27 protein-coding genes and 2 pseudogenes are annotated in these 24,430 nt (G+C 62.9%); 11 read left to right on the top strand and 18 right to left on the bottom strand.

Features of this window, described 5'->3' with window-relative positions:
- Positions 1-5: 5 nt before the first annotated feature.
- The 3 genes from flgK to FQP90_RS18495 are packed head-to-tail and all read left to right on the top strand — an operon-like array spanning position 6 to position 2,713.
- Entirely contained in the window at positions 6-1,439 is a 1,434-nt protein-coding gene (gene flgK / locus FQP90_RS18505; protein ID WP_144652530.1) for a flagellar hook-associated protein FlgK, read from the top strand.
- A gap of 3 nt (positions 1,440-1,442) precedes the next feature.
- Positions 1,443-2,330: a flagellar hook-associated protein FlgL gene (gene flgL, locus FQP90_RS18500; RefSeq protein WP_144652529.1), complete on the top strand. Its 888-nt coding sequence runs from the start codon at positions 1,443-1,445 to the stop codon at positions 2,328-2,330.
- Positions 2,327-2,713 (top strand): flagellar assembly protein FliW, encoded by a 387-nt coding sequence (locus FQP90_RS18495; RefSeq protein ID WP_144652528.1) that lies wholly within the window; start codon positions 2,327-2,329, stop codon positions 2,711-2,713. The genes flgL and FQP90_RS18495 overlap by 4 nt, the downstream gene beginning before the upstream one ends.
- Before the next feature lie 141 nt (positions 2,714-2,854).
- Here FQP90_RS18495 and FQP90_RS18490 read toward each other — a convergent pair whose 3' ends face one another.
- The 3 genes from FQP90_RS18490 to FQP90_RS18480 all read right to left on the bottom strand — a co-directional run bounded on the left by FQP90_RS18490 (position 2,855) and on the right by FQP90_RS18480 (position 4,436).
- Entirely contained in the window at positions 2,855-3,067 is a 213-nt protein-coding gene (locus FQP90_RS18490; protein ID WP_144652527.1) for a hypothetical protein, read from the bottom strand.
- A gap of 83 nt (positions 3,068-3,150) precedes the next feature.
- Positions 3,151-3,366 (bottom strand): aldo/keto reductase, encoded by a 216-nt coding sequence (locus FQP90_RS18485; protein WP_244296849.1) that lies wholly within the window; start codon positions 3,364-3,366, stop codon positions 3,151-3,153.
- Between the two features lie 62 nt (positions 3,367-3,428).
- Positions 3,429-4,436 (bottom strand): NAD(P)/FAD-dependent oxidoreductase, encoded by a 1,008-nt coding sequence (locus FQP90_RS18480; protein WP_244296847.1) that lies wholly within the window; start codon positions 4,434-4,436, stop codon positions 3,429-3,431.
- Positions 4,437-4,538: 102 nt separating this feature from the next.
- Here FQP90_RS18480 and FQP90_RS18475 point away from each other — a divergent pair, with 102 nt between their 5' ends.
- A complete protein-coding gene (locus tag FQP90_RS18475; protein ID WP_144652525.1) occupies positions 4,539-5,126 on the top strand; it encodes a helix-turn-helix domain-containing protein in 588 nt (195 codons plus the stop codon).
- Here the strand turns inward: FQP90_RS18475 and FQP90_RS18470 are convergent.
- Entirely contained in the window at positions 5,123-5,425 is a 303-nt protein-coding gene (locus tag FQP90_RS18470) for a helix-turn-helix domain-containing protein (protein ID WP_144652524.1), read from the bottom strand. The genes FQP90_RS18475 and FQP90_RS18470 overlap by 4 nt on opposite strands.
- 68 nt (positions 5,426-5,493) lie before the next feature.
- Between FQP90_RS18470 and map the strand changes: the two genes are divergently transcribed.
- Positions 5,494-6,270 carry a type I methionyl aminopeptidase gene (map, locus tag FQP90_RS18465; protein ID WP_144652523.1) on the top strand — a complete coding sequence of 259 codons (777 nt, stop codon included), beginning with the start codon at positions 5,494-5,496 and terminating at the stop codon, positions 6,268-6,270.
- A gap of 294 nt (positions 6,271-6,564) precedes the next feature.
- Here the strand turns inward: map and FQP90_RS18460 are convergent.
- Positions 6,565-7,771, bottom strand: a pseudogene (locus tag FQP90_RS18460) (HNH endonuclease); the annotation flags it as partial.
- A 394-nt stretch (positions 7,772-8,165) separates the two neighbouring features.
- Here FQP90_RS18460 and FQP90_RS18455 point away from each other — a divergent pair.
- Both FQP90_RS18455 and FQP90_RS18450 read left to right on the top strand, forming a co-directional pair.
- Positions 8,166-8,327: pseudogene (locus FQP90_RS18455) on the top strand (agmatine deiminase family protein); the annotation flags it as partial.
- 12 nt (positions 8,328-8,339) lie between these two features.
- Positions 8,340-9,878, top strand: coding sequence for an APC family permease (locus FQP90_RS18450; RefSeq protein WP_144652522.1), 1,539 nt, complete (start codon positions 8,340-8,342; stop codon positions 9,876-9,878).
- A 96-nt stretch (positions 9,879-9,974) separates the two neighbouring features.
- On the opposite strand, the gene FQP90_RS18445 is transcribed toward FQP90_RS18450, so the two are convergent.
- The 11 genes from FQP90_RS18445 to FQP90_RS18395 form a co-directional block, all read right to left on the bottom strand.
- Complete coding sequence (locus FQP90_RS18445) at positions 9,975-10,520, bottom strand: AMIN-like domain-containing (lipo)protein (protein ID WP_144652521.1); 546 nt, start codon at positions 10,518-10,520, stop codon at positions 9,975-9,977.
- 216 nt (positions 10,521-10,736) lie between these two features.
- Positions 10,737-11,039, bottom strand: coding sequence for a DUF4193 domain-containing protein (locus tag FQP90_RS18440; RefSeq protein WP_090820569.1), 303 nt, complete (start codon positions 11,037-11,039; stop codon positions 10,737-10,739).
- A 126-nt stretch (positions 11,040-11,165) separates the two neighbouring features.
- Complete coding sequence (locus tag FQP90_RS18435) at positions 11,166-11,393, bottom strand: hypothetical protein (protein ID WP_144652520.1); 228 nt, start codon at positions 11,391-11,393, stop codon at positions 11,166-11,168.
- Positions 11,394-11,467: 74 nt separating this feature from the next.
- Entirely contained in the window at positions 11,468-12,673 is a 1,206-nt protein-coding gene (gene lhgO / locus FQP90_RS18430) for an L-2-hydroxyglutarate oxidase (RefSeq protein WP_144652519.1), read from the bottom strand.
- A gap of 122 nt (positions 12,674-12,795) precedes the next feature.
- Positions 12,796-13,290: a DUF805 domain-containing protein gene (locus FQP90_RS18425; RefSeq protein ID WP_144652518.1), complete on the bottom strand. Its 495-nt coding sequence runs from the start codon at positions 13,288-13,290 to the stop codon at positions 12,796-12,798.
- Positions 13,291-13,611: 321 nt separating this feature from the next.
- Positions 13,612-15,162 carry an o-succinylbenzoate--CoA ligase gene (gene menE, locus FQP90_RS18420; RefSeq protein WP_144652517.1) on the bottom strand — a complete coding sequence of 517 codons (1,551 nt, stop codon included), beginning with the start codon at positions 15,160-15,162 and terminating at the stop codon, positions 13,612-13,614.
- 11 nt (positions 15,163-15,173) lie between these two features.
- Entirely contained in the window at positions 15,174-16,499 is a 1,326-nt protein-coding gene (locus FQP90_RS18415) for an MFS transporter (protein ID WP_144652516.1), read from the bottom strand.
- A 45-nt stretch (positions 16,500-16,544) separates the two neighbouring features.
- Positions 16,545-17,000: a MaoC family dehydratase gene (locus FQP90_RS18410; protein ID WP_144652515.1), complete on the bottom strand. Its 456-nt coding sequence runs from the start codon at positions 16,998-17,000 to the stop codon at positions 16,545-16,547.
- 30 nt (positions 17,001-17,030) lie between these two features.
- Positions 17,031-18,266 carry an acyl-CoA dehydrogenase family protein gene (locus FQP90_RS18405; protein WP_144652514.1) on the bottom strand — a complete coding sequence of 412 codons (1,236 nt, stop codon included), beginning with the start codon at positions 18,264-18,266 and terminating at the stop codon, positions 17,031-17,033.
- A gap of 1 nt (position 18,267) precedes the next feature.
- Positions 18,268-19,158 (bottom strand): amidohydrolase family protein, encoded by an 891-nt coding sequence (locus FQP90_RS18400; protein ID WP_144652513.1) that lies wholly within the window; start codon positions 19,156-19,158, stop codon positions 18,268-18,270.
- Between the two features lie 2 nt (positions 19,159-19,160).
- Entirely contained in the window at positions 19,161-20,105 is a 945-nt protein-coding gene (locus tag FQP90_RS18395) for an SDR family NAD(P)-dependent oxidoreductase (protein ID WP_144652512.1), read from the bottom strand.
- A gap of 139 nt (positions 20,106-20,244) precedes the next feature.
- Here FQP90_RS18395 and FQP90_RS18390 point away from each other — a divergent pair, with 139 nt between their 5' ends.
- The 3 genes from FQP90_RS18390 (at position 20,245) to FQP90_RS18380 (ending at position 21,808) form a co-directional block, all read left to right on the top strand.
- On the top strand, positions 20,245-20,703 hold the full coding sequence (locus tag FQP90_RS18390; RefSeq protein ID WP_144652511.1) for a MarR family winged helix-turn-helix transcriptional regulator: 459 nt from the start codon (positions 20,245-20,247) through the stop codon (positions 20,701-20,703).
- A 101-nt stretch (positions 20,704-20,804) separates the two neighbouring features.
- Positions 20,805-21,035 (top strand): hypothetical protein, encoded by a 231-nt coding sequence (locus FQP90_RS18385; protein WP_144652510.1) that lies wholly within the window; start codon positions 20,805-20,807, stop codon positions 21,033-21,035.
- A 41-nt stretch (positions 21,036-21,076) separates the two neighbouring features.
- Positions 21,077-21,808 (top strand): DUF72 domain-containing protein, encoded by a 732-nt coding sequence (locus tag FQP90_RS18380; RefSeq protein WP_144652509.1) that lies wholly within the window; start codon positions 21,077-21,079, stop codon positions 21,806-21,808.
- A gap of 23 nt (positions 21,809-21,831) precedes the next feature.
- Here FQP90_RS18380 and FQP90_RS18375 read toward each other — a convergent pair whose 3' ends face one another.
- Positions 21,832-22,293 (bottom strand): GatB/YqeY domain-containing protein, encoded by a 462-nt coding sequence (locus FQP90_RS18375; protein ID WP_144652508.1) that lies wholly within the window; start codon positions 22,291-22,293, stop codon positions 21,832-21,834.
- Between the two features lie 41 nt (positions 22,294-22,334).
- Here FQP90_RS18375 and FQP90_RS18370 point away from each other — a divergent pair, with 41 nt between their 5' ends.
- Complete coding sequence (locus FQP90_RS18370) at positions 22,335-23,081, top strand: 3-keto-5-aminohexanoate cleavage protein (RefSeq protein ID WP_208760039.1); 747 nt, start codon at positions 22,335-22,337, stop codon at positions 23,079-23,081.
- Here FQP90_RS18370 and FQP90_RS18365 read toward each other — a convergent pair.
- Entirely contained in the window at positions 23,053-24,354 is a 1,302-nt protein-coding gene (locus tag FQP90_RS18365) for an NAD(P)/FAD-dependent oxidoreductase (RefSeq protein ID WP_144652507.1), read from the bottom strand. The genes FQP90_RS18370 and FQP90_RS18365 overlap by 29 nt on opposite strands.
- Between the last annotated feature and the right edge of the window lie 76 nt (positions 24,355-24,430).

The raw sequence follows: 24,430 nt of genomic DNA, 5'->3' as shown, positions 1-24,430 counted from the left end.
TTCACGTGAGCACTTTCGGCGGACTCAACACGGCATACCGTGGACTCACCGCAGCGCAACAGGCCATCAACCTGGCCGGGCAGAACATCGCCAACGCCACCACCGCCGGCTACACGCGGCAGCGGCTGGAACAATCCGCCATCGGCGCACCCAGGCCGGTGGGGCTCAACCCGACCACCGGCCAGGCCGGCCAAGGCGTCTCTGTCGACGGGATTGCCCGGCTGGGCAGCAGCTTCCTCGACGCCGGAGTCCGAAGCACCGCGGCACAGTCCGGTTTCGCCGGAATCCGGTCCACGGAACTGCAACGGCTGGAAGATGCGCTGCAGGAACCTGGCCCGCATGGGATCTCGACGGCGTTGCACACCCTTTGGGCATCGTGGCAGGGAGTCTCCAACCACCCCGGGGAGTCCGCTCCGGCGTCGGTCCTCTTGGAAGCGGCCGCAACGCTCAGCGAATCCGTCTCCGCAGGCTATAAAGCGCTGGATTCCCAGTGGAGCCGTCTGCGCGGCGAAGCGTCGGCCACGGTGGATGAACTGAACGCTGCGGCGGGCCGGGTGGCCGACCTCAACGCCACCATCCGTTCCGTGCTGGCATCCGGCGGTTCCGCGAACGAACTCATCGATGCCCGGAACCAGATGACGGAATCCATAGCGGCGCTGGCGGGCGGCACAGTTCGTGAAAATGCCGACGGCACCGCTGACGTGTTCATCGGTGGCAACGCCTTGGTCTCGGGCACATCGCACCGGGAACTGAAGCTGGCGGGACAGGCCTCCATGGGCGCGGCCGGGCAGCCGGTCCAGCTGGAATGGGCGGACCGTTCCGGCGTCGCAGTAAACCTCGACGGCGGACAACTCGCCGGGGCGGTGTCACTCCTGGCCCCCGCAGCCGCCGGAAGCAAAGGAGCTGGCACGGGCGGAGCGATCGCTGAAGCAGCCGCGGCCTACAACGCTTTTGCCACGCAGCTCATGAACGACGTCAATGCCGTCCACCGAACTGGCCAATCCTCCAGCGGTGTGGGCAACCTGGATTTCTTCACCAGTACACCGGGAGTTCCCGTTGCACTGTCCCTCCGTGTGGTTCCCACGAACGCAGCCGGAATCGCGACAGGCGCGGCAGGCTCGGGCTCATTGGATGGCAGCATCGCCGACGCCGTGGCACAGATCGGTTCCGGCCCGGGCGCCCCCGACACCTTTTGGAGCGGTGTCGTGGCCGGCATTGGCATGGCCTCCAGGTCAGCCCAGCAGCACTCCCAGTTATCGGACGCGGCGAGTGTGGCCGCCGTCGGACAGCGTTCTTCCGGTGCATCGGTCAGCCTTGACGAAGAAAATGTTGCCCTGCTCGCCAGCCAGCACGCCTACCAGGCTGCGGCCCGCGTGATGACCGCCATCGACGAAGCCCTGGATGTCCTGATCAACCGCACCGGATTGGTGGGAAGGTAAGCCGTGCTCAATCGTGTCACCAACCAGATGATGTCAGCCTCTGCCCAGAGGAACCTGCAGTCTGCCCAGTCCCGGCTCGCCGAGCTGCAGGAACGGGCCATGACCTTGAAGAACATCAGCCGCCCGTCGGACGATCCCGCCGGCGCGGCGCAGGCCATCGCCATGCGCGCACAGCTCAGCGCGGCCGCGCAGTACGGCACCAACATCAGCGACGGCAACGGCTGGCTGGCCGCCGCCGACACAGCCTTGGGCCAGTCAACCAACATCCTCAACCGGGTTCGGGACCTGGTGGTCCAAGCCTCCACCGGAACACTCAACAGCACCGCAAAGGAGGCGATCGCCGTCGAGCTTGAAGGCTTGGGCAAGGACCTCCTCACGCAAGCCAACACGCAGTATTTGGGCCGCAACGTCTTCGCCGGCAGCTCGGACACCGTGGGCGCTTTCACCAACACCGCTCCCCCATCGTTTGTGGGCCCGGGCGGCAGCTCGGTGGAACGCCGCGTTGATGCGGCACGGACCGTCCGGGTGGATTCCGACGGCGCTGCCATCTTTGGTGACGGCGCCGGCTCCGTCTTCGCCTTGGTGAGTGACGTCGTCGCGGACATCCGCTCCGGAGCGAATCCCAACGCGCGGCTGGCCGCCATCGGCGAGCGGATCAAGACGGTGATCGATGGCAGGGCCGATGTGGGCATGCGGCAAACGCGCCTGGGCCAGGCCCAGGATTCTTTGGAAGGGATGAAGGCTACGCTGGAAACTCAAAGGGCCCGCGTCGAAGACACGGACTTGGGAAAGGCGGTCATGGATTTGAAATTGCAGGAAACCAACTACCAGGTGGCGCTTGCCGTCACGGCCAAAGTGCTGCAGCCGACGCTCATGGACTTCCTTCGATGAGCACGGCACTGGCGTTCGACACTTTGACGTTTGCCGCCCCCATGCCGGGTTTGGAGTCGGCTGAGGGTTTCTCCCTGCGCGGTGTTTACGGCGCCGAGGGGTTGTACGCCTTGGAAGTTGCCGAACCGCGTGTGCGCATGTTCGTGGCTGATGCCGCCGTGTACGTACCTGACTACGAGCCCACTGTTCAGGTTGACGTGTTGGAGGCGTTGGGCGTTGCCTCCCTTTCGGAGATGACGGTGTTGGTGGTGGTCAACCCGACACCGGAGAAAACAACGGTGAACCTCATGGCACCCATCGTGCTGAATCCGGCGAACGGCGTCTGCCTCCAGGTGATTCTGGATGGCGCCAAGTATCCGCTCCGGGCAGAGCTGGCGCGGTAGCCTGTTCCACTCCAGGAACACGACAGGCACTGTGAACACGAAAGGCTCTACGAACACGAAAGGCTCTACGAACACGAAAGGCACTGCGGGCGCAGCGCCTTTCGTGCTTTTCGGTGTTCTTCGGTCCTGCCCAGGGCGTGCCTAGACTTTCTCGCGGATGCGGTCGATCTTCGGTTCGGGAACCTCTACATCCCTGCGACGGCGGGCCAGGAAAGTCCACAGCGTTCCTTCTGTCTGCGGACGCTTCCCTGCGGGTGCTTCGTCCTTGCTCGCATCAGACGTGTGCATCTCGGGCTTGCGCGCGGAGTCCTTCTTCGTGCGCCGCTCGAAGTCGTCATAGTACGCGTAGCACATACCAACCTCCTTCAACGGCTGTCCTTTAATGGTCCTCTTGTCAGCGGTGCAAGTCGACAGTTTTTCGGGACCGGGCGGTGGATTCAGTCGATCCTGCGTCCGCCCAGCCAGCTGACCATGGCCGGATCGCGGTGATCGAAGAACAAGCTGACCCCGGTATCGAGCATGGCGATCCGGCCCATCTGATCTTCCATCAGGGTGAAGTCGAAGACATCCAGGTTCTGTGCCATCCGCTCCGGCCGAAAAGACTTGGGAACGACCACAACATCGCGCTGGATCAGCCAACGGAGCACCACCATTGCCGATGATTTCGCCGCGGCGCTGCGAGTCGGGTCAGGGCGCCGTTCTACACGGCAAGCCCTCATCGTGACACGGCTGACAGCCGTGCTGCCTCTACAGCAAGGCCGGTCTCCTCGGTGATGAGCTCGGCGTTGATAAGGGCTCCCGACATGACACCTGCCGCGGCTGACGCCATCACCTGCCCGGTCAGGTCCGTTACGTTGCCCGCCGCATAGACACCAGGCACGGACGTGGCACCGCCTTGTGGATTCACTTCGACATGGGTCCCTACCCCCATGGGGTGCTCGACGGACGGAACTCCCAAGGATTCCAGTACTGCGGACCGTGCCTCCATGCGGGGTCCGGTGACAACAGCTTCCACGGGGATTACCGTGCCGGAGGCCAGTACGACTCCGCTCAGAACGTCGTCGCTCACTTCCAAGGACCGCACTTTGCCGTCCACTACGGTGATGGAACGCGCAGCAAGTTGCTCCCACTGCTCTTCCGTCGGCTCCACAACATCGTTCAGGAACAGGGTGATATTGGTGCTCCACTGCCGGAACAAAAGAGTCTGGTGCAAAGCCATGGGGCCGGAGCCCAGGATGCCAATGGCCTTGTTCCGGACCTCCCAACCGTGGCAGTAGGGGCAGTGCAGAACATCTTTGCCCCACCGTTCGCGAAGGCCTTCCACGTCGGGCAGTTTGTCCACCAGCCCGGTGGTGACGAGCAAACGGCGCGCCCCCACCATCCGCCCATCGGCCAGGTCCACCTCGAAGGCCAGTTCCGGGCCGACGGCCGGGTCCGCCGTCGAACGTGCCGCAACGGCGACGCCCTTAACAATGTCGACTCCATACTGGCTGGCCTCTGCGCGTCCCAGGGCCAGTAGTTCCTTAGGGTTGATTCCGTCCCTCGACAGGAACCCATGCACGCCCGCAGCTGGCGCATTCCGCGGCTCGCCGGCGTCGATAACGAGGACGGACCGAAGGGCCCTTCCCAACGTGACGGCCGCACTTAACCCAGCTGGGCCACCTCCGACCACAACGACGTCATATTCCTCAGCTATGTGGCTCTGTTTTGATTGTTCACTCACTATGCCTCCACGGTTTTCGGGCGACTGCATGCCGCTCCTTCCATGGTTTGATACCCCCGGCAGTATCAGCAAGGATTTTTGCTGCTATGGCAAACTGGACGCATGACTACCGATTTCAGCTCACTCCTCGACGCCGTCGGTCCCCGCCTTCGCGCCATGCGCACCCAACGCAACGTAACGCTCGCGGAAGCATCGGAGGCAACAGGCATCTCTGTCAGCACGCTTTCAAGGCTGGAGTCGGGACAGCGAAAACCAACACTCGAACTCCTTCTTCCGATTGCGCGACTGCACCAGGTCCCCCTAGAAGAACTGATCGACGCCCCGGAGACAGGAGACCCCCGCATCCATCTCAAGCCGCACGTGCATCACTGGGGCACCGCGCTCCCCCTCACCCGACGCCCCGGCGGAATCCAGGCGTTCAAGATGGTCCTGAAGAGTGGGACGGGCAAGGAGATTCCAGAACCCCAATCGCATGAGGGCTACGACTGGATGTACATCCTCAACGGCAAGCTGCGGCTGGTGCTGGGAGAGAAAGACTTTGTCCTGAAGCCGGGCGAAGTAGCGGAATTCGACACACGCACGCCGCACTGGTTTGCCAGTGCCACATCAGAGCCGGTGGAGCTCCTTACCCTGTTCGGCCAGCAAGGCGAACGCCTTCACGTACGGGCCCGCCCCAAGCGCCAGGGCTAGGAGGCCAGCCACTCCCGAGCGTTTCTTCGGGCGCCAACTGGCTCGACACCATGTTCAGGCCGGTTGATTTCAGCCCACACCTCATCGAGGGAAAGGCCCAGGACATCGGCGATCGCAGCGACAGTGGGGAAGGCCGGGGTTGCCACGCGGCCGGACTCGATTTTTCGCAGGGTCTCGGGAGAGACGCGGGCATCGAGCGCTGTCTCCAACATGGAGCGCTCGCCCCGAGCGCGACGCAGAAGAGCACCAAGACGCTGTCCGCGCTCGGCCTCTGCGGGTGTAAGCGGCAACCTGACCATGGCTCCAATTCTAATACCGGGATAATATGGCCGGGATAGTTATTGGTCACATGAGAGAAAGTTGCCGCATGATCGAGATCCTTAGCCCAGCTGAACTGCTCCGCGCAAAGGAGGCGGGTGCTCTGGTCGCCAACATTTTGCACACCCTAAAGGGCCGTTGCACGGTGGGGACAAACCTCTTGGACATCGACCAGTGGGCAAAGGTCATGATCCTTGAAGCGGGAGCCGTATCTTGCTACGTCGACTACGCTCCTTCCTTCGGGCGCGGGCCCTTCGGCCACTACATCTGTACCGGAGTCAACGATGCCGTCCTGCACGGCTTGCCCAGGGACTACGCCCTCGCCGACGGCGACCTGCTGACACTCGACCTCGCCGTCTCCCTTCGCGGCGTCGCTGCAGACTCTGCCATCAGCTTCATCGTGGGCGAATCCAAACCTGCGCAAAGCGTGGCCATGATTGACGCGACCGAACGCGCCCTGCGTGCAGGGATCGCAGCCGCCCGCCCCGGCGCCCGCATAGGCGACCTCTCGTACGCCATCGGCTCAGTCCTCAGCGAGGCCGGCTACCCCGTCAACACTGAGTTCGGCGGCCACGGCATCGGCTCAACCATGCATCAGGATCCCCACGTACCCAATATGGGACGGCCCGGTCGCGGATACAAGCTGCGCCCCGGCCTGCTTCTTGCACTGGAGCCCTGGGTCATGGCCAACACCGCCGAACTGGTCACTGACGCCGACGGATGGACGCTCCGAAGCGTCACCGGTTGCCGCACGGCTCACAGCGAGCACACGATTGCCATTACTAAGGACGGAGCCGAAATCCTCACGCTGCCGACACTCCCCTAGGCAGCTGACTGGATTGGTCCTGCCATGCCCGCCATGGTGGACTGACGCCGATTCGTAGGCACCCCGACAAGAGAGCGCTCCAGGCGTGGGCTCTGGGACCTAAAAACGGTTAAGGTTCTGCCGCTCTTGCCGGGCAAAGTCTGGCACGGCCCGATCCGTATCTTCGGACGAAGCATCAACCACGGCACGCCCATCGCCTGCGGAGCGATCCCTCCCCGGCAAAGGTGGGGCTTGGGAACGGTAGGCATGCCCCGTGGGCGTGCGGAGTTCGAATGTGTGGACATGTCCGTTGATCGGGCTCGCGGTCCAGCCGGGGTTTTCCTTGGTGTGGTTGCAGGCTTCGCAAAGTCCAGCCCGGTTGGTCACTGTAGTAGTCCCGCCGGAGTGCCACCGCACGACGTGGTCGATGTGGCGGATGGGCGCGTCGCAGTAAGGAGTGCGGCAGGTGTCGTCGCGGGTTTCGATGAACCGTCTAAGCTACGGTCGGCGGGACTTCCATGCCCGACGGCCTCCCCGCGACTTCCTGTCTCGGCGGCCCAGACCGTGCCGTCCGCGAGTTTTGGTGCGGCAAGGACCCGAAGCCCGGCTGCAGGCCCTGCTGCTGCGAGAACTCGGGACCTGCCTTCGGCTTGTGTACTGATGGGGCCGCCCTTTCGGCTTCAATAAGCGTTCTGGCCCATTCCGCCGGGACGATTCCGTAGCCTTTGAGGCGGGCTGGTTCGGAGTCGCCCTGAAAGAGTGTCCGGTCGGTCATGACGAGCTGCAGATCTACCCCTGTGATGCCGCCGGATGTGCCGGTGATGCGTTCGACGAGGGTATCCGCCATGACCTGGCCACGGCCCCGGACATCCCCACTGGAACGAGCCGAATCAGCAGCCCGGGTCAAAGCCGCGTAGGCAGCCACGCCCTGGGCGACCGGAAGCAGGGCCGTCAGATATGTCATGGTGTCCGGCGCCGGACGCAGGCTTACGGTCCGCTCGGTCGCGGCATGACTGGCACGCTGGGCCACCGACCGCGGATCACGCCGGTACGCGGCGGCTTTGGCCGCGGCAACGATCGCTTTGTCGCCCTTCCCCTCGAACGTACCGGTATCGGCTGCGAGGTCCTCGTCGACCGCAGCCCGGTCCTCGACACTGAGGCAGGCTGTTTCTTTCACGAGCAGGGTGGCCCGCCACTCGTTGAGCTGACCTGACTCCAACGCGGCCAACGTACGCGGCATCTCCGTCACCAATGCCTTCGCGAGGCCGAGCAACTGGGAACCCTTGTTCGGGGACTCCCGCCGGGCCAACGCCACCTGCGACCCGACACCCTGGCCTCGCTCGGACGAAGGAACACCGGCCTCGGCTTGTTCCTGGCGTTGCGCCAGATCAAAAGCCACGGCAATCCGCGCCTGCAAAGCAACGATGGCCGACTTCATCGCCTCCAGCGCCCGCAATTGATCGATCAGATCACCGCTGATAGGACCGGAGGGGCCGGATTCGTCAACGAGTGGATCTGTCAGCCGAGCACCTCACCCGGAATCGACCGCCAATGCGCCCGGAAGAGAGGCAGGAACTGGCGCAGGAACAAGCGCAGCGGAGACTGCTGCCCCCGTTTGCCGTTCCCGAATCTGCTCCATGTCCACACTCTCCCAGAGGGCACCGACATTATTAGCGGCCTCCTGTATACCCCAGCCAACGCCCACCCCGCACCAGTCATAAACGAATGGCATTGTGGACCCTTCTTGCGCTCAAGCGTGACTCCCGCCATACTAAATGAACGCTATTCATTTAGTGATTGTCGTCTCACGGAGTATTTGCCACCATGATTGAAAACCCCACTCGGCACCGCGCCAGCACAGGCCCAACCCGAGGAAGTCTTCGAGTGAGCGCTAGGTGCATGCCGTCCCAGACGACGTCATCGCCTGCAGTTTCAACGACCCCATGGACGAGAAAGCCCTCCGCATTCTCGCCGATGCCTACCCCGGCCGACGCGTGGTCAGTGTTGACGCGCGCGAACTCTTTGCCCGGGGCGGCGGTATCCACTGCATCACGCAGCAGCAGCCTTCGGCCATCTAGAAAGGGCCTCACATGAGCCAGACAATCCGCCGCGGCGGCAGTGCACCCGCACCGTCGCACGACATTAGCGGCAAGGGACTGAAGACGGGGCAGCTGGGGCTCCTCGCCGTCGTCGTTCTTGGCATTTCAACCATCGCCCCGGCGTACACCCTCACCGGCGCGCTCGGTCCAACCGTCAATGAAGTCGGGCTGCAGTTGCCTGTGATCTTCCTGATCGGCTTCATCCCGATGATCCTGGTATCGCTCGCCTACCGGGAGCTTAACGCAGACTCGCCGGACAGCGGCACCACGTTCACCTGGGTCACCAAAGCGTTCGGCCCGTGGGTGGGTTGGATGGGTGGCTGGGGTCTTCTCGCGGCAAATATCATCGTCCTGTCCAACCTGGCCGGCGTTGCAGTGGACTTCTTCTACCTGTTCCTGGCGCAGGCAACGGGCTCGCCCGAGCTCGCCGACCTCGCCTCGAACAAGCTGCTCAACGTGGCCACCTGCTTCGTCTTCGTGGCGCTGGCCGTCTGGATCAGCTACCGGGGCCTGCACACCACCAAGATTGTCCAGTACGGTCTGGTCGGATTCCAGCTGCTGGTGCTGGGCCTGTTCGTAGGAATGGCGTTCGCCAACTGGTCTACGTCAGAGACCGCGGTCCCGTTCAGTTGGGATTGGTTTGACGTCACCAAGATCGAAACCTTCGGTCAGATCGCTGCCGGCATCTCGTTGTCGATTTTCGTCTACTGGGGCTGGGACGTCTGCCTCACCGTGAACGAGGAAACAGCCAACGGCAAGAAGACCGCCGGCCTCGCAGGCACGCTGACAGCGGTCATCGTCTTGGGCATCTACCTGCTGGTCACCATCGCCACCATGATGTTCGCCGGCGTGGGAGACACCGGAATCGGCCTGAACAACGCCGACAACCACGCCAACGTGTTCACCGCACTGGCATCACCGGTGATGGGGCCGTTCGCCATCCTGATGTCACTCGCGGTGCTGTCCAGCTCCGCGGCGTCGCTGCAGTCCACGTTCACCTCGCCCTCGCGCAGCCTGCTGGCCATGGCGCACTACGGCGCCTTGCCTGAGCGCTTCAGCCACATGAGCAAGAAATTCTCGACGCCGGGCTTCGCCACCATTGCGGCCGGCGTCCTGTCCGCGGGTTTCTACGCAGTGATGCACGTGATCAGCGAAAACGTCCTGAACGACACCATCTTGGCCCTCGGCCTGATGATCTGCTTCTACTACGGGCTGACGGCCATCGCCTGCGTGTGGTACTTCCGCAACAGCGTGTTCACCAGCGTCCGGAACTTCTTCCTGCGACTCGTCTGCCCGTTGTTGGGTGGAGTCGGCCTGTTCGTGGTCTTCCTGCAGACCGCCGTGGACAGCTGGGCTCCTGAATTTGGCAGTGGCTCGGAGATCTTCGGGGTGGGACTGGTGTTCGTCCTTGGCATCGGAATCCTCGCTTTGGGCGCTGTGGTCATGCTGATCATGTCCCGTGTCCGGCCCGGCTTCTTCCGTGGTGAAACCATCCGCAAAGACACCCCGGCCTTGGTGGTGCCTGAGTAGGAACACAGCGAGAACGCCGAAAAGCGGCCAGTTCGCCGGAGCTATCCGGCGAACTGGCCGCTTTCGCGCGTTCTGGCAGTCTTTCGGCGACCTCAGTCACCAGCGATGGGCGACGTCCACCACCAGGCGAGACCCGCCGTCGGGCCCGTCCAAGGTGAAAACCCTGAACGGAAGCCGGGCACGGACGCCCAGGCCAATGCTCGTGGTGCCCTCGAAGCTGCCCGCGAAGACCACCTGACGGAATGTCTGGTAGCCCGATACGTTGGACAGCTCTGCCTTGGCTGCCGGCACGTAGGTGGGCTGGCTGTACTGGTTGTACGACGGCGCCGTCACCACCACTTGCAGGTCCGCGTCACCGAGCACCGGGATGGGGAAGCCCGTTGCATCCTGGGTGACCACCGGAACGTACTGCACTGAATAGCCGGCCACCTTGCCGGTCATGTCGATCACCAGGCGGTCATAGCAGGGCTGCTGGCCGGCGCGGACATTGGTGACGTTGGCGGAGCTCATGTCGGGGTCGGCCTTAGCCAACGAACCCCACATGATGCCGCAGTATGATGCTGCCGAGGCTGGCCCCGGTACCACCAGACCGAGCCCGGCAGCTGTCAGGACCGCTGCCACACCCGCTCCAATTTTCCTCATTTTTTGTGCCCCCTTCAGGCGAAGTTGATACTTCAACAGTAGGAGCGGAGGCGAGGGTTTGGAGGGGTTGTGGCCGCTTCGGCGCATAACCGTTAAGAGGGCTGGCGAGTGGTCACAGGAGGGTGATCGGAAGGCGTGTTTAACCGCATTTTCCGGCGGTTTTGAGGGTCTTCGCGCACATGTTCGTGATCGAAGATAACGTGACCCGGGCGTTACTTAGCCTTCGCAGTCCTTGCAGAACTTGAGGCCATTCTTTTCCAGCGCAATCTGGGACCGGTGACGGACCAGGAAGCAGGAACCACACGTGAACTCGTCGGACTGCTCGGGGACCACAATAACGGTCAGTTCTTCGCCGGAAAGATCGGCACCGGGGAGGTCGATTCCTTCGGCGGTATCGTTTTCCTCGACGTCGATGACTGCAGTCTGGGCGCTGTTCCCACGGGATGCCTGAAGGGCCTCAAGCGATTCGGCGGGAGACTCTTCTTCTGTCTTGCGCGGGGCGTCGTAATCAGTAGCCATTGAGGGTTCGCTTTCGTTGCTGCATAGTGCCTATACCGGCACCTCAGTGAAGCAGTTTAGGGCATAGTACCCGCGAGAAACGAATAGTGTGCCCAACGCAACATTGTGCAGCTTTTCCGGCGATTCCTAGGGCTTTGTTCGAGCCATCTCCGCATGGGATTGGATGGCCTGCGCGCTGGCCACCGTAACGCCGCTGAGGGCAGGGAGCCAGGTCCAGTCGGTGGGTGTGCCGCGTCCGGCTTCGGAAACGTCCGCTGCGTCAGGGGCAGCGCAATCCACAACATAGGCGGCCTCGATCCACGCCGCCAGGGTGGTGCCGATTGAGGTGGCCAACGAGGCCAATGATGCGATCATGCGGCAACGGTATCCAGCCTGGATTCGGGCACCGTTTCCGCCGCGTCACGGGCTTGTTAACTGTCGGTCCCGCATCAGTCCCGCAAAGCCTGCTCCACGATGTACTCCGCGATGGCCATGGACGACGTAGCCCCCGGTGACGGTGCGTTGCGCACCATCACGGTGTCCCGGCGTCGTGCGATCACAAAGTCGTCCACCAACGACCCGTCGCCGTTCATCGCTTGGGCGCGCACCCCGCGGGTGCCGGGAAGGACAGTGGCGCCCTCCAGTGAAGGTACAAAGCGCATGGCCTCGCGAATGAACTTTTTGCGGCTGACCACCGTCTGGAATTCGCGGACAGCGGACGGCACATTCTGCCGGGCGAAATTCCAGAAACCGGGGAACAGCGCGTAGTTCAGGATGTCGCGGACATTCACGGTATTCCACCCGTACGCCTCGCGCCCGAAGGAGATAAAGGCATTTGGTCCAAGCATCATTTCGCCGTCAATGCGCTTGGTCAAGTGAACCCCCAGGAATGGGTGCTTGGGGTCTGGCACCGGGTAGATCAAACCTTTTACCTGCTGACGGGATTCTTGGCCGAGAAGGAAATACTGCCCGAAGAACGGCACGATCCGGGGCATGGCCGGCTCACCCGTGGCTTCGGCCAATCGATCGGACTGCAGGCCGGCGCACGCCACCACGAGGTCGTAGTGTTCTCCACCGTCCTTCGTGTGAACCACCACGCCGCTGCTGCGCGGCTCAAGGGAGGTGACCTCCTGCCCCAGCCGGATGGTCCCGCCCGAGTCTCTGACGTCGTCGGCCAGTGCGTTGGTGATCGCCGTATAGTCGACTATGGCCGTTTCCGGCGAGTGCAAAGCAGAAAGCCCGACGGCGTTCGGCTCCACCTCGCGTATTTGGTCGCCGTACAGCATTCGTGCGCCGGGAACCCCGTTGGCTGTGGCTCGGGCGAAGATGGTATCGAGCCGCCCCGCTTCCTCGGGCGACTGGGCGATGACCAGTTTGCCGCAGGCCTCGTAGGGAAGGCCCTTCGCCGCGCAGAACTCTTGCAGCAGTGCCACTCCCCTGCGGCAGAGCCGAGCCTTCAGGCCGCCCGGTTCGTAGTAGAGGCCTGCATGAACCACACCCGAGTTATGCCCCGTCTGGTGCGCGGCGAGGCGGTCTTCCTTCTCGTAGACGGTGACCTGAACGTCGTCCAGCGTGTTGGCAAGTTCCCTCGCCACGGCAACCCCGATGATCCCGCCGCCAACCACGGCGCAGCGCTTGATGGTTCCAGTAGACATGGCACTCCTCGTCGTTGGGGTCGGTCCGCGTCACTCCACAGCATTTCACGGCGTGGTTGTGCGGGTATGCAAAAGGGGCGGCACATCGCGTGCCGCCCCCTTTTACTTATGTGCTGTTGTTACTACGCCTTCGGCTGGTCGAAGCGCTGACCGGCCGGGTTGGAAGGCAAGAGCGCGAATACGAAGAGCGCAAGGCCGCCCAAGCCAGGAACCAAGCCAATCAGTGCGACCCATCCACTGAAGTTGCCGTCGTGAAGGCGACGTACCAGCAGGGCGATAGACGGGATAATGACCGCCAGGCCGAAAGCGATGAGCAGAATAATCCCCACAACAAAACCAGCGCCAGGGACCAACGTTCCGTCATCGGAAACCGTCGCGCCGGCGGCAGCCAGTGCGAGGAAGATGAATTCAAGCACAAGGCCAATAACACCCAAAGCGAGGGCCGTCCACCAGTACTCGCTGCGGCTCGCACGTCCGGTGAAGTCCGTGTACTTCTTGAAGAATCGCTTGACTGCTGCGCCGATCGGGGCGCCGTAGTACGGAGCCCACAGCGGCGGCTCGCCGGCCTCTGGAGCATAGGGCTGGGCCTGTTGCGGTTGTTGCGGATAGCTGGTCATTTGTATTTCCCCCGGGCTAGGTGTGAATCATTGAGATGAGTCGTACTCAGTGATGAGTCGTGCTCATCGTAGTGCCCCCGGAGCCAATGAGGCAGGGCGATGGAAGAAATTAACCCGGATTTAGCCCAGTAACGGAATATGTCGCCAAAAAATGCTCCCGCGTAATTTAGCTTTTCACCAAGAATCGTTTCCTTAGGCGACGCTGAAGACGTCGATCTCCACCGAACCAGGCCGGCGCCGCCCTCAAGTTCCACGGCATATCCGGCCTCCAGCTCGGTCTGTTCGGCGCTGCGGAGGATCCGGAAGTCTCCGGAACAGCGCTCACAGTGCGAATTGCTTCCGGAGATCGGTCTTGCGGATCTTGCCGCTGGCCGTGCGCGGCATCTCTTCCACGAACACCACGGACTTGGGGATCTTGTAGCGCGCCAATCGTCCGTCCAGATGCGAGCGCAGCTGCTCTTCGGTCAAGGCAGCGCCCTCCCGCAAAGTCACGATCGCCCTCGGGACTTCGCCCCATTTGTCGTCGGCGACTCCGATCACGGCCACGCTTCCCACGGCGGGCAATTCCGCAATGGCAGCCTCCACCTCCGCTGGGTAGATGTTCTCGCCGCCGGAAATGATCATGTCCTTGATGCGGTCCGAGACGAACAGGAACCCTTCTTCGTCCTGGTGTCCCATGTCCCCCGAGCGGAACCAGGAGGAGTCCGCGTAGCTGTCGGCAGTGGCCTCCGGCCGGTTCCAGTATTCCTTGATGACGTTGGGCCCGGAGATCTGGATCTCCCCCACCTCGCCGGGAAGAGCGCGCCCACCCATGGGGTCGGCGATCCGAACGTCCGTGAAGAAGTGCGGCAAACCCGCTGATCCGGCCTTCATCTTGGAGGCGGAGACCGGGAGCATGGTGGCTCCCGGCGCGGTTTCGGTCATGCCGTAGCAGGCGGTGAATCCGATGCCACGTTCCTCATAGGCGTCCAACACCCGCTGCGGAACGGCGGAACCGCCGCAGGTGAGTTTGTCCAGGGAGCTGAGGTCCGCCGTCGACCATTCCGGATGGTCGCAGAGCATCTGGAAGGTGGTGGGGACGCCGTTGAGGGTGGTGACTTTGTGCTGCCCGATCAGTTTCAGGACGCGACCGGCGTCGAACTTGGATTCGAGGACCACCGTGGCGCCCTTGAGCAGCATCGGGAGCAAACCCATGTCCAGGGATGCGACGTGGAAGAGCGGCGAAATCATGAGCGCTATGTCGTTGCGGCTCAAGTCCATATCCACCACGGTATTGATGCAGTTCCAGGTGATGTTGCCGTGCGTCAGCAGCGCACCCTTGGGTTTCCCTGTAGTGCCGGAGGTGTACAGGATCATGGCGGCGTCGTCCAGCGTGACGGCTTCGTCCACCGGCGTTCCGGCCGCCGCGGCCATCACCTCGCCATAGTGTTCGACGCCGGTGGGCAGCTTAACCGCGGACCTTTCGGGGCCGCCGTCGGGAGCCACCACCAGACAGTGGGTTACCTCGGTGTCCTTCAGCGACGCGGCGGCCACCTCCTCCAGCGCGTGGGCGTTGACCAGCAGCCGTGCCCCGGAGTCCTGCAGCTGGAACTGAAGCTCGGGTGCGGCGAGCCGTGTGTTGAGCGGAACGAAGATGGCTCCGATCAGCCCACAGGCAAAGAAGGTTTCCACGAAGGATGGGTGGTTCTCGCCAAGGTAGGCCACCCGGTCGCCTTTGGCCACACCCCTGTTCTTGAGGGCACCGGCCAAGAGGGCGGTCCGTTCGGCGAGCTCTTCGTAGCTCAGGGCATGGGCGCCGGAAATCAAGGCTGTTTTTGACCCCGACTTGGCTCGGCGGCGGTGCAGCCAGGATCCAACTCCGTTGTTGTCCATGGTGCTTTCTCCTAACTGACCGTAGAGAGGTCGTTGTTCTTAGACTCCCGCGTCAGCAGGATGAAGACAATCGACACCAGGGACATAGCGGACAGGAAGACCACCACGGGGATGATGCTCTGCCCTGCGTCCTTATAGAGTCCGGCGACGATCCCGGGCGTGAACCCCGCGCCGATCAAGGTTGCCAGTTGGTAGCCGACGGCGGCACCTGTGTAGCGGTTGGTGGTGCCGAACTGCTCTGAAACGAACGCTGCAAGGGGTCCGTACAGGGACGAGTGCAGGACCAGCGCCACGGTGAACGCCAGGAAGACCAGGGCGACGTTGCCTGAGCTGAGCATCCCGAACATCGGGAACAGGTAAAGGATGAACAGGGCCAATCCGGTGACCATCACTGGGCGCCGTCCGAAGCGGTCGGATAACCTGCCGCCCAGGAGGACGAACAGGATGGAGATGGCCGAGGCTCCCGCGAAGGCATAGAGCACGCCCTGCTGCGGAGCGCCCTTTGACACTGCGTATGTCACGGAGAACGTGGGCAGCACAACCTGGAGGCCGAAGCCTGCAGCACCGGCAAACATGATCATGATGAGTGCCTTGGGACGCTTCAGGACCTCCAGCAGCGGGATTTTGCGCTTGGTGCTTTGCGCGCTTTCTTTGGCCACGGCTTCGGCGAAGATCGGGCTTTCTGATACGCGGAGGCGGACGAACATGCCGACGATCAGGAGGACGAAGGACAGGAGGAACGGTACGCGCCAACCCCAAGCCAGGAAAGCCTCCTGGGGAAGGGCGGAGAAGATGCCCATGACCACGGTGCCCAGGACAGCGCCTGTGGGTGCACCCGCATTCACGAATGATGCCGCAAAGCCGCGCCGCTTGGGATCTGCGTGTTCCAGGGCCATCAGCGCGGCCCCACCCCACTCACCGCCGACGGCGATGCCCTGGCATACACGCAGGATCACCAGGATCACGGCTCCCCAGGGGCCAATGACGCCGGCTCCCGGAATCAGGCCGATCAGGGTTGAGGCGATGCCCATCATTGCCATGGAAATGATGAGCATTCCCTTGCGCCCGATGCGGTCTCCGAAGTGTCCGAAGATGATGCCGCCCAAGGGCCTGGCGATGTAGCCGGCGGCGAACGTTGCGTAGGCTGCGACGACGCCCACCCACTCATCTGTTCCGGCGAAGAACACTTTGGGGAAGGCAACCGCTGCGGCCGTTGCGTACAGCAGGAAGTCGTAGAACTCGATGGTGCTGCCCAGATAGCTGGACATGATGACCGTGCGCGCCTCTTTGCGCTTTGCGGCCGTGCTCGTTGGTGCGAGCGCAGTGTGTCCTGACATGGCTGTTCCTTGGAGAGGAGGGAAGGGGTTACTTGGAGATGCGTTCTATTTGTAGAACCGCGCGAGGAATTCGGCGACGACGGCGGGCCGTTCTTGGCCTTCGATTTCGATGGTGGCGTTGACCTTGATCTGGGCGCCGCCCTTGACCTCTATGACCTCGGCGATTGAGCCCTGCATGCGGACTTTGGAGCCCACCTTCACCGGGGAGGTGAAGCGGACCTTGTCCAGCCCGTAGTTGACCTTGGTGGTCACGCCGTCAACGTCGAACAGCTCGCCCCAGAACGGGATGATCAGGGACAGGGTGAGGAAGCCGTGGGCGATGGGCGCGCCGAAGGGGCCGTCCTTCGCGCGTTCGGGATCGGTGTGGATCCACTGCTGATCGTCTGTGGCGTCCGCGAACAGGTTGATCTGCTGCTGGGTGATTTCGCGGTAGTCGGTGGTGCCGAGGTCCTTGCCGGACATGGTGAGCAGGGTGTCGAAATCGACGACGAGATTGGGCATGGTTGCCTCCTGTGTGTTGTTTGAAGAGATTTAGTTAGTAAAAGCACTGACGCCCGTGAGGGCGCGGCCAATGATGAGGGCGTTGATCTCGTGCGTGCCTTCGTAGGAATAGACGGCTTCCGCGTCGGCATGAAAACGCGCGACGTCGGCCGCGAGCGAGATGCCGTTGCCGCCCACCACTTCGCGGGCCAAAGCCACGGTTTCGCGCATCATTAGCGACGTCTGCATTTTTGCCAGTGCCGAGTCCTGGTCCCGGACAACTCCCCCGGACTGCTGTTCGGTCAGGCGGACCACCAGCGACAGCGAAGCGGTGATGTTGCCGAGCATTCGCGCCAGCTTTTCCTGCACGAGTTGGAAGGACCCCAAGGAGCGACCGAACTGCTGACGCTCCTTCACATACGCCAGGGCGGCTTCGAACGCACCGGCCTGCATCCCGGTGGCGATCCAGGCAACATCCGAACGCATGGCCCGCAGCATCGCCGCGACGTCCTTGAAGGAGTCCACATTGTGAAGGCGCATAGCTTCCGGGACGCGGACACCGTCCAAGGTGATGTGGGCGTTCTGCATCATCCGCAGCGAGGTCTTGCCGTGGATTTTCTCCAGGGTGACACCTGCCGCGGTTCGGTCCACAAGGAACGCTTTGACCTGTCCATCGGCGATGTCCCGGGCGAACACACACAGCACATCGGTTGTGGAGGCTCCCCCGATCCACCGTTTGGCGCCGTCCAAAACCCAGCTGCCGCCGTCGGGCCCTGCTGCGGAGTTTGTTTCGAAGCGGGCGGTGGTTGACAGGCCTCCGGCGATGTCCGAGCCGTGCTCAGGTTCGGTGAGGGAAAAGACGCCCTTGAGCGAGAAGTCGATGACCTTGGGCATCCACTCGCGCTGTTGCTCTGCCGAGGCTCCCACCCGAATGGCTGTCCGGAACAGTCCGGCCTGCGCCGTGTACCAGGTAGCCAAAGAAGCGTCCGTGCGGGCCAGTTCGAAGATCCGGAAGCCTTGGTAGATCCCGCGTACGGGGCCGTTGACTGTGAGGTCTGCGGGTTCCATCAGGTCAAGGTCGATCAGCGGCTGACTGAGCTGCTCGGGAAACTCTCCCCGTTCCCAGTACCCGGCCAGAAGGGGCTTGGCCTCGGCGTCCAGGAAGTTCCGCAACCGGGCCAACACTGTTCGCTCGTCCGTGGTGAGCAGCGCTTCGGCGTCGTACCAGTCCGCTACGTCGTAGAGCCGCTGATCCGTGCCCGTCCCCAGTGTCGCAGTGGTGGACATCTCAACCACCCAACCCCAGCAACCGCGCCGCGTTGTCCTTGAGGATCTTCGAGCGGACTTCGTCCTTAAGGGGCAGGTCCGCGAACGCCCCCATCCACTTTTGCGGGGTGATCAGCGGGAAGTCCGTGCCGAACAGGACCTTGTCCTGCAGCACCGAATTGGACAGCCGAACCAGCGATTCCGGGAAGTACTTGGGCGACCATCCGGACAGGTCTATGAACACGTTCGATTTGTGCGTCGCTATCGAGTTCGCCTCGTCCTGCCACGGCACCGAAGGATGGGCCATGACGATCTGCAGGCCCGGGAAATCAGCCGCCACGGCGTCGAGCAAGAGCGGGTTCGAGTACGCCAGCTTGATGCCGTACCCGCCGGGAAGCCCGGCACCCATACCGTTCTGGCCGGTGTGGAAAATGCAGGGCAGTCCCAGCTCCTGGAGCGTCTCCCAGAGCGGATAGAACCGCTCATTGGACGGATCGAAGCCTTGCAGCGAGGGGTGGAACTTGAACCCGCGGGCACCGAGCTCAACGGCCTGGTGCTTGGCCCCGGCGATCGCGTCCTCCCCCGTCCGCGGGTCCACGCTGCCGAACGGAATCAGCACATCATTGTTCCGGGCAGCCCCTGCGATCAGCTCCGGGATGCTGTTGGGTTCGTGCTTGAGCTGCGTGCGGGCATCGACGGTAAAGACGACGGCGGCCATGTTCAGTTCGCGGTACACCTCGGCGATCCTGTCCAGGGACGGTGTCCTGTCCTCGGCTTTGAAGTACTTGGCCGAGGCTTCGGTCAGGGCATCCGGGAGCGAGCCGTGGCCGCAGCTGTCCACTTCGAGGTGGACGTGCATGTCGATCGCATCAAGGGCAGCGGCGTCGATGCCCAGCTCGTAACGGTCGGCCATGATCAGCGGGCCTCAGCCTTGGCCGGCTCGGGCTGCAGTTCCGCAGGCAGGGGCAGGAATTCCTCACCGTAGCTCTGCAACGTGTCCGGCCCGAAGAGGGACCCAGCGTTTTCGCGGAGCGCTTCGTAGCTCCAGCCGCCGTCGCGGTACTCCGTGCTCGCCGCCGTCGGGTGCGTCCAGACCTGAAGCCGGTCACCACCGGCGCCGACCGCCTGGCCGGTAATGCCGGCAGCTTCGTCAGAGGCGAGGAAGGCAATGAGCCCAGCGACGTCGTCGGCCGTTCCGAAACCGAGGTCGTGCCGGAAGAAGGACGGCATGGCCTCGCCACGTTCGTCGGCTTCGACGGCTTTCTGGAAGTACGGGACCGTCTTGGTCATGGCAGTGGCAGCCACGGGGATCACGGAGTTCACCGTCACGCCGGCCCTCTTCATCTCCAAAGCCCAGGTCCGGACCATGCCCACGATCCCGGCCTTGGCAGCCGCGTAGTTGCTCTGCCCGAAGTTGCCGCGCTGGCCGGTGGGCGAGCCGATGGTGATGATGCGGCCCGCGACGTTGTTTTCCTTGAAGTACGCGAAGGCTTCACGAACGCAGGTGAACGTACCCTTCAAGTGGACGTTGATCACCAGGTCGAAGTCCTCGTCGGTCATCTTCAACAGGCTCTTATCGCGGAGGATGCCGGCGTTGGTGACCAGGATGTCCAGCCGACCGAACGCCTCAACGGCGCCGGCAACCAGCGCCTTGGCTGCGTCCGTGGTGCCCACTGGAACGACGACGGCGGTGGCCCGTCCGCCGTCGGCCTCAATCTGCGCGACTGCTTGCGCTGCGGTCTCGGCGTTCACGTCGTTGATCACGACGGCGGCACCGTGGCGGGCGAGTTCCCTCGCGTAAGCGAGGCCAAGACCCTGTCCACTCCCGGTGACGATTGCAACCTTGCCGTTCAAGCTCATGGCGTGCTCCTTCGCATGCAGTAACCGGCCGGAGCCGGTGGGGCCGATCCCACTGCGGCGTGAGATCCTTGTCATGATCAATGAGAATACGGATCATTGAAAAAGTCAACGATTGTTTTTCATTACTATTGGAGTTGTCATGGGCCCGCAAAGCACCGAAGTGGAAACCCCGCGCCTGGCCGAGGCCAAAATCGGCAACGACGTGGGCCTGCTGCTGGCCAAGCTGCATGCCACGGGCTCACTGCTGAACAACAAGGCGCTGGCGGACTACGGCCTCCGGGAGCGGTCCTTCTCCGTGCTGACACTCGCCTGCAGCGGGCTGGAACCGACGCAGCGCGAGCTCGCCGACTTCCTCAGCCTGGACCCCAGCCAAGTGGTCAGCCTGGTGGACGACCTTGAACACCGCGGCCTGGTCAAACGAGCCCAGGGCAAGCAAGACCGGCGCGCGAAAATCATCGTCTCCACCGCCGAGGGCCGCAGGATCCACAACAAGGCGCGGGCGGCGCTTGAAGTGTGCGAGCAGACGCAACTCGCCGGACTCAGCGAAGACGAGAATGCCCAGCTAAGAGCCCTGCTGAAGAAGGCCCTCTGGGGCTAGCTTCCTGCCGCGGTCCGGATGGACATCTGCACAGCCGCGCAGTACCGGCGTATGCACCTGTCCATACCGGCATGGCGGCGCATCTGTCAGGATCGGGAAGTATGAACCTCCCACTCTTCCACGATCCCCTGCAAGGAGCCGTCACTGTCGACGCGCCCTCGCGCGATCCCCAGCTCCGCCGCCCGGCCCACACAACCCGACGGCAGGCACACCCGGCAACGCGCAGTGCCAAACCCAGTTCCAACCCAACGCACAGCGCCCGGCAGCGCGAAGTCGCCAAGGTGGCCGAAGATCTCCAGGCGTTGATGGCGAGGACAGCCCACCAGCAGTAGCCCTTCCGTTAGCGACCATCCGGCCGGGGTACATTCACAGCATGGGCATCCACATCGGTACGTCGGGTTGGAGCTACGACCACTGGGAAAATGTGCTCTACCCGCCGGGGCTTCCGGCTTCGAAGCGCCTGGCCCAATACGTGGCCAGGTTCAACACGGTGGAGCTCAACGCGAGCTTTTATCGTTGGCCCCGGGACACTTCATTTGCGAGTTGGCGAGACCGCCTACCCGCGGGCTTTGCCATGTCCGTCAAAGCGCCAAGGGGACTCACGCACGCCAAGAAGCTCTACGGTCCGGAGGTGTGGGTGGAACGGATCATCCGCTGCTGGCACGAACTTGGCGACAAACGTGCCGTGCTGCTGGTCCAGCTCCCACCCGGTTTTGCCCGCGACGACGCCCGTTTGGACTACTTCCTGGCCGCCTTGCCCCACTGGATCCGCGTTGCCGTTGAGTTCCGGCATGACAGTTGGGACCACCCCGATGTGTATTCACTGCTGGAACGCCACGGGGCGGCCTACTGCATCATGAGTGGCGCCAACCTGCCCTGCATCCTGCGGGCCACCGCGCCGTTCGTCTATGTTCGACTGCACGGCCCGGACCACCAGCATCTTTACGGCGGCTCCTATTCGGACGACGATCTACGCTGGTGGGCTGACCGGATTCGCGAGTGGAGCGGGTCCGGCAAGGACGTATACGCCTACTTCAACAACGACGGCGGCGGCAACGCCGTGCGGAACGCTGACACTTTGCGGCGGCTGCTTGGGCTCAGCTAAGTCGCTGATGCAACTGGTAATAATCAGGCCAGGCGTCCGCGAACAATCTCGCTGACGGTCTTGCCATCGAAACGACCTGCCACCTTGGCAGTGACCGGCTTCATGACGGCACCAATGGAACGCATGGAGAGTTCCTGCCCGTCGGCCTTCAACGCAGCGATGGCCTGGTCCACGATCGCTTCCACCTCTTCGCGGGTGAGCGCCTTGGGGAGGTAAGCCTCGATGATTTCCGCCTCTGCGACTTCGGCCGCAGCACGGTCAGCTTCTCCGGCTTCCGTGTAGATGCGGGCGGTGTCCCGGCGCTTGGCAGCCTCCTTCTGGAGCAGCGACGTCACCTGCGCATCGTCGAGTTCCACCGGTGTCTTGCCTGATTTCTCCCGGGTAGTGATCTCGCCCAACACATTACGCACAGTGGTCAACGCGATTTTATTGCCGGCCTTCATATGGTCGACGACGTCAGCTTTCAAGCGTTCTTTGAGTGTCATGATGCTCCTTGTTTCCGGGTTCCTCCTGCTATCTTCCCAGCATGAGGACACGAGTGTTGCTCCAGGCTTGCCTCAACGGTGACCGCCCCGTAGCCGAACACCCTCGCCTGACGGCGCATCCGGTTGATTTTGCCCACGAAGCGGCGGAAGCTGCAGCGGCGGGCGCCCAGTCCTTGCACGTCCATCCGAAGAATCATCGAGGCGAAGACAGCCTGGAAGCACGCCACGTGGCTTCTTGGCTGAAAGCCCTTCGTGCAGCGTGCCCGGGTATTCCCTTGGGCGTGACCACGGGCGCCTGGATCGTGCCTGACCCAGCAACACGTTTGAAGATGATCGAGTCGTGGGTTGAACTACCCGATTTCGCCTCCGTGAACTGGCATGAACACGGCGCAGAAGATGTGGCCCGTGCCCTTCACGCGCGGGGAATCGGGATCGAAGCCGGCATCTGGCATGCGGAGGGCGCACGTCAATGGGCTGCATCGCCACTGCACAACAAGTGCCTGAGGGTCCTGGTGGAAATCCAAGACATCCCCGCTGAGAATGTGACGGCGGAAGCTGAAAGCCTGGTGGCATTCGCACGCACACGCGCTGGGACCACGCCTATTCTGCTTCACGGTGAGGATCGTTCGGCGTGGCCGGCATTGGGCCTTGCTGCTCGATGGGGTCTGGACTCACGTATCGGGTTGGAGGACACACTCCTGTTGCCGGACGGGACACTGGCCACGGGAAATGCCCAGCTTGTTGCTGCTGCCGCCAACGCTATAGACGCGGGTCAGGCAGCCCCCTGATTCCCGTTTCCTCCGGCGCGGGCGGTTCTTTCTCCATGGGCCCGCTCACCACCACCTGGGCAGGGCTGTGCAGGATGTAACCGTTGAGCCAGGAGAACAATGCACGTACCTTTTGCTGGAGTCCGGACAACAGTGCGAGGTGGACCAGGAGCCAGGACAAAAAGGCGAAAATCCCCTGAAGCTGGAGGCGTTTGCGGCCAAGTTCCGCCACAGCAGCACCTCGTCCGACCATCGCCATGTAGCCCTTGTCGAGGTATCGGAATGGCATGCGGGTGCCCCCGCTGAGGTCCGCGAGGATGTTGGTGGCAGCCCATTTCCCTGCTTGTTGAGCGACCGAACCCAACTGAGGCAATTTTGCCCCGGTGGAATCAGTGATGTTGGCAGCATCGCCGATCACATACACGCCCTCGACGTCCGGCGCGGTGAGATCCGGGTGAACATCGATGCGACCACCTCGCCCTTGGGTCAGCCCCGAGCCGGCAATAATATCGCCCGCTTTCAGGCCGCCAGCCCACACGACGATCTGTCCCGGTACGGAACTCCCGTCTGCCAGGGTCACGCCGTCCTCCCGAACCTCGGTGACGCCCACTCCCATATGCAGTTGAACACCGACCTTCTTTAAATGCTCAGTTGCATACTTCTGGGACTTCGACGAGAACATATTCAGGACGCTGGGCACCATGTCTACCAAATGCACGCGGCACCGCGCTGCGAGCTCCGGGGAGAAGTACTTCCGCACCACGTATTTGACGTTCTCAGCCATTGCTCCGGCAGTCTCAACACCCGTGGGACCACCTCCCACCACCACCACGTCCACGAAGATGTCAGGGTTCCGGTCGGCCTCGTCCAGGAGCCGGGTGAGCCCCGTGCCAAGTCTGGTGGCATCGGTGACGGAGTACAGCGGGAAGGCCAACTCCTCCGCGCCCGGAGTGTTGAAGAAATTGGGGACTGCGCCAACTGCGATGACCAGGATCTCCGCCCGCAGGGTCTGGCCGTCCTCCGTCGTGACGGACCGCTGTGCTGCATCCACGGACTCCACCTTGGCGGTGAGAACTTTGACCGTCTTGAAGCGTCGGAATACGGATCGGAGTGGCCGGGCAATCGCCGAGACCCCGATCTGCGAAGTAGCTACCTGGTAAAGAAGGGGCTGGAACTGGTGGTAGTTGTTTGAGTCGATGAGCAAGACGCGTATGCCTTTGCGGCCAAGTTCCTTGGCTGCTGCAACGCCTGCAAATCCGGCACCGACCACAATGACTTGGTATGTGTCCTTCATGCGAGCAACTTACTTCACTGGCGGGCCGGGCGACAGGGTTCCCAACCGCCGTCGTGCGTTTATTCTCTGGACCGGT

Origin of the sequence: Paenarthrobacter nitroguajacolicus (assembly GCF_007786235.1) — a bacterium.
GTDB lineage: Bacteria > Actinomycetota > Actinomycetes > Actinomycetales > Micrococcaceae > Arthrobacter > Arthrobacter nitroguajacolicus_A.
The sequence above is the reverse complement of the archived record's forward strand: the minus strand, read 5'-3'. Positions and strand labels throughout refer to the sequence as shown.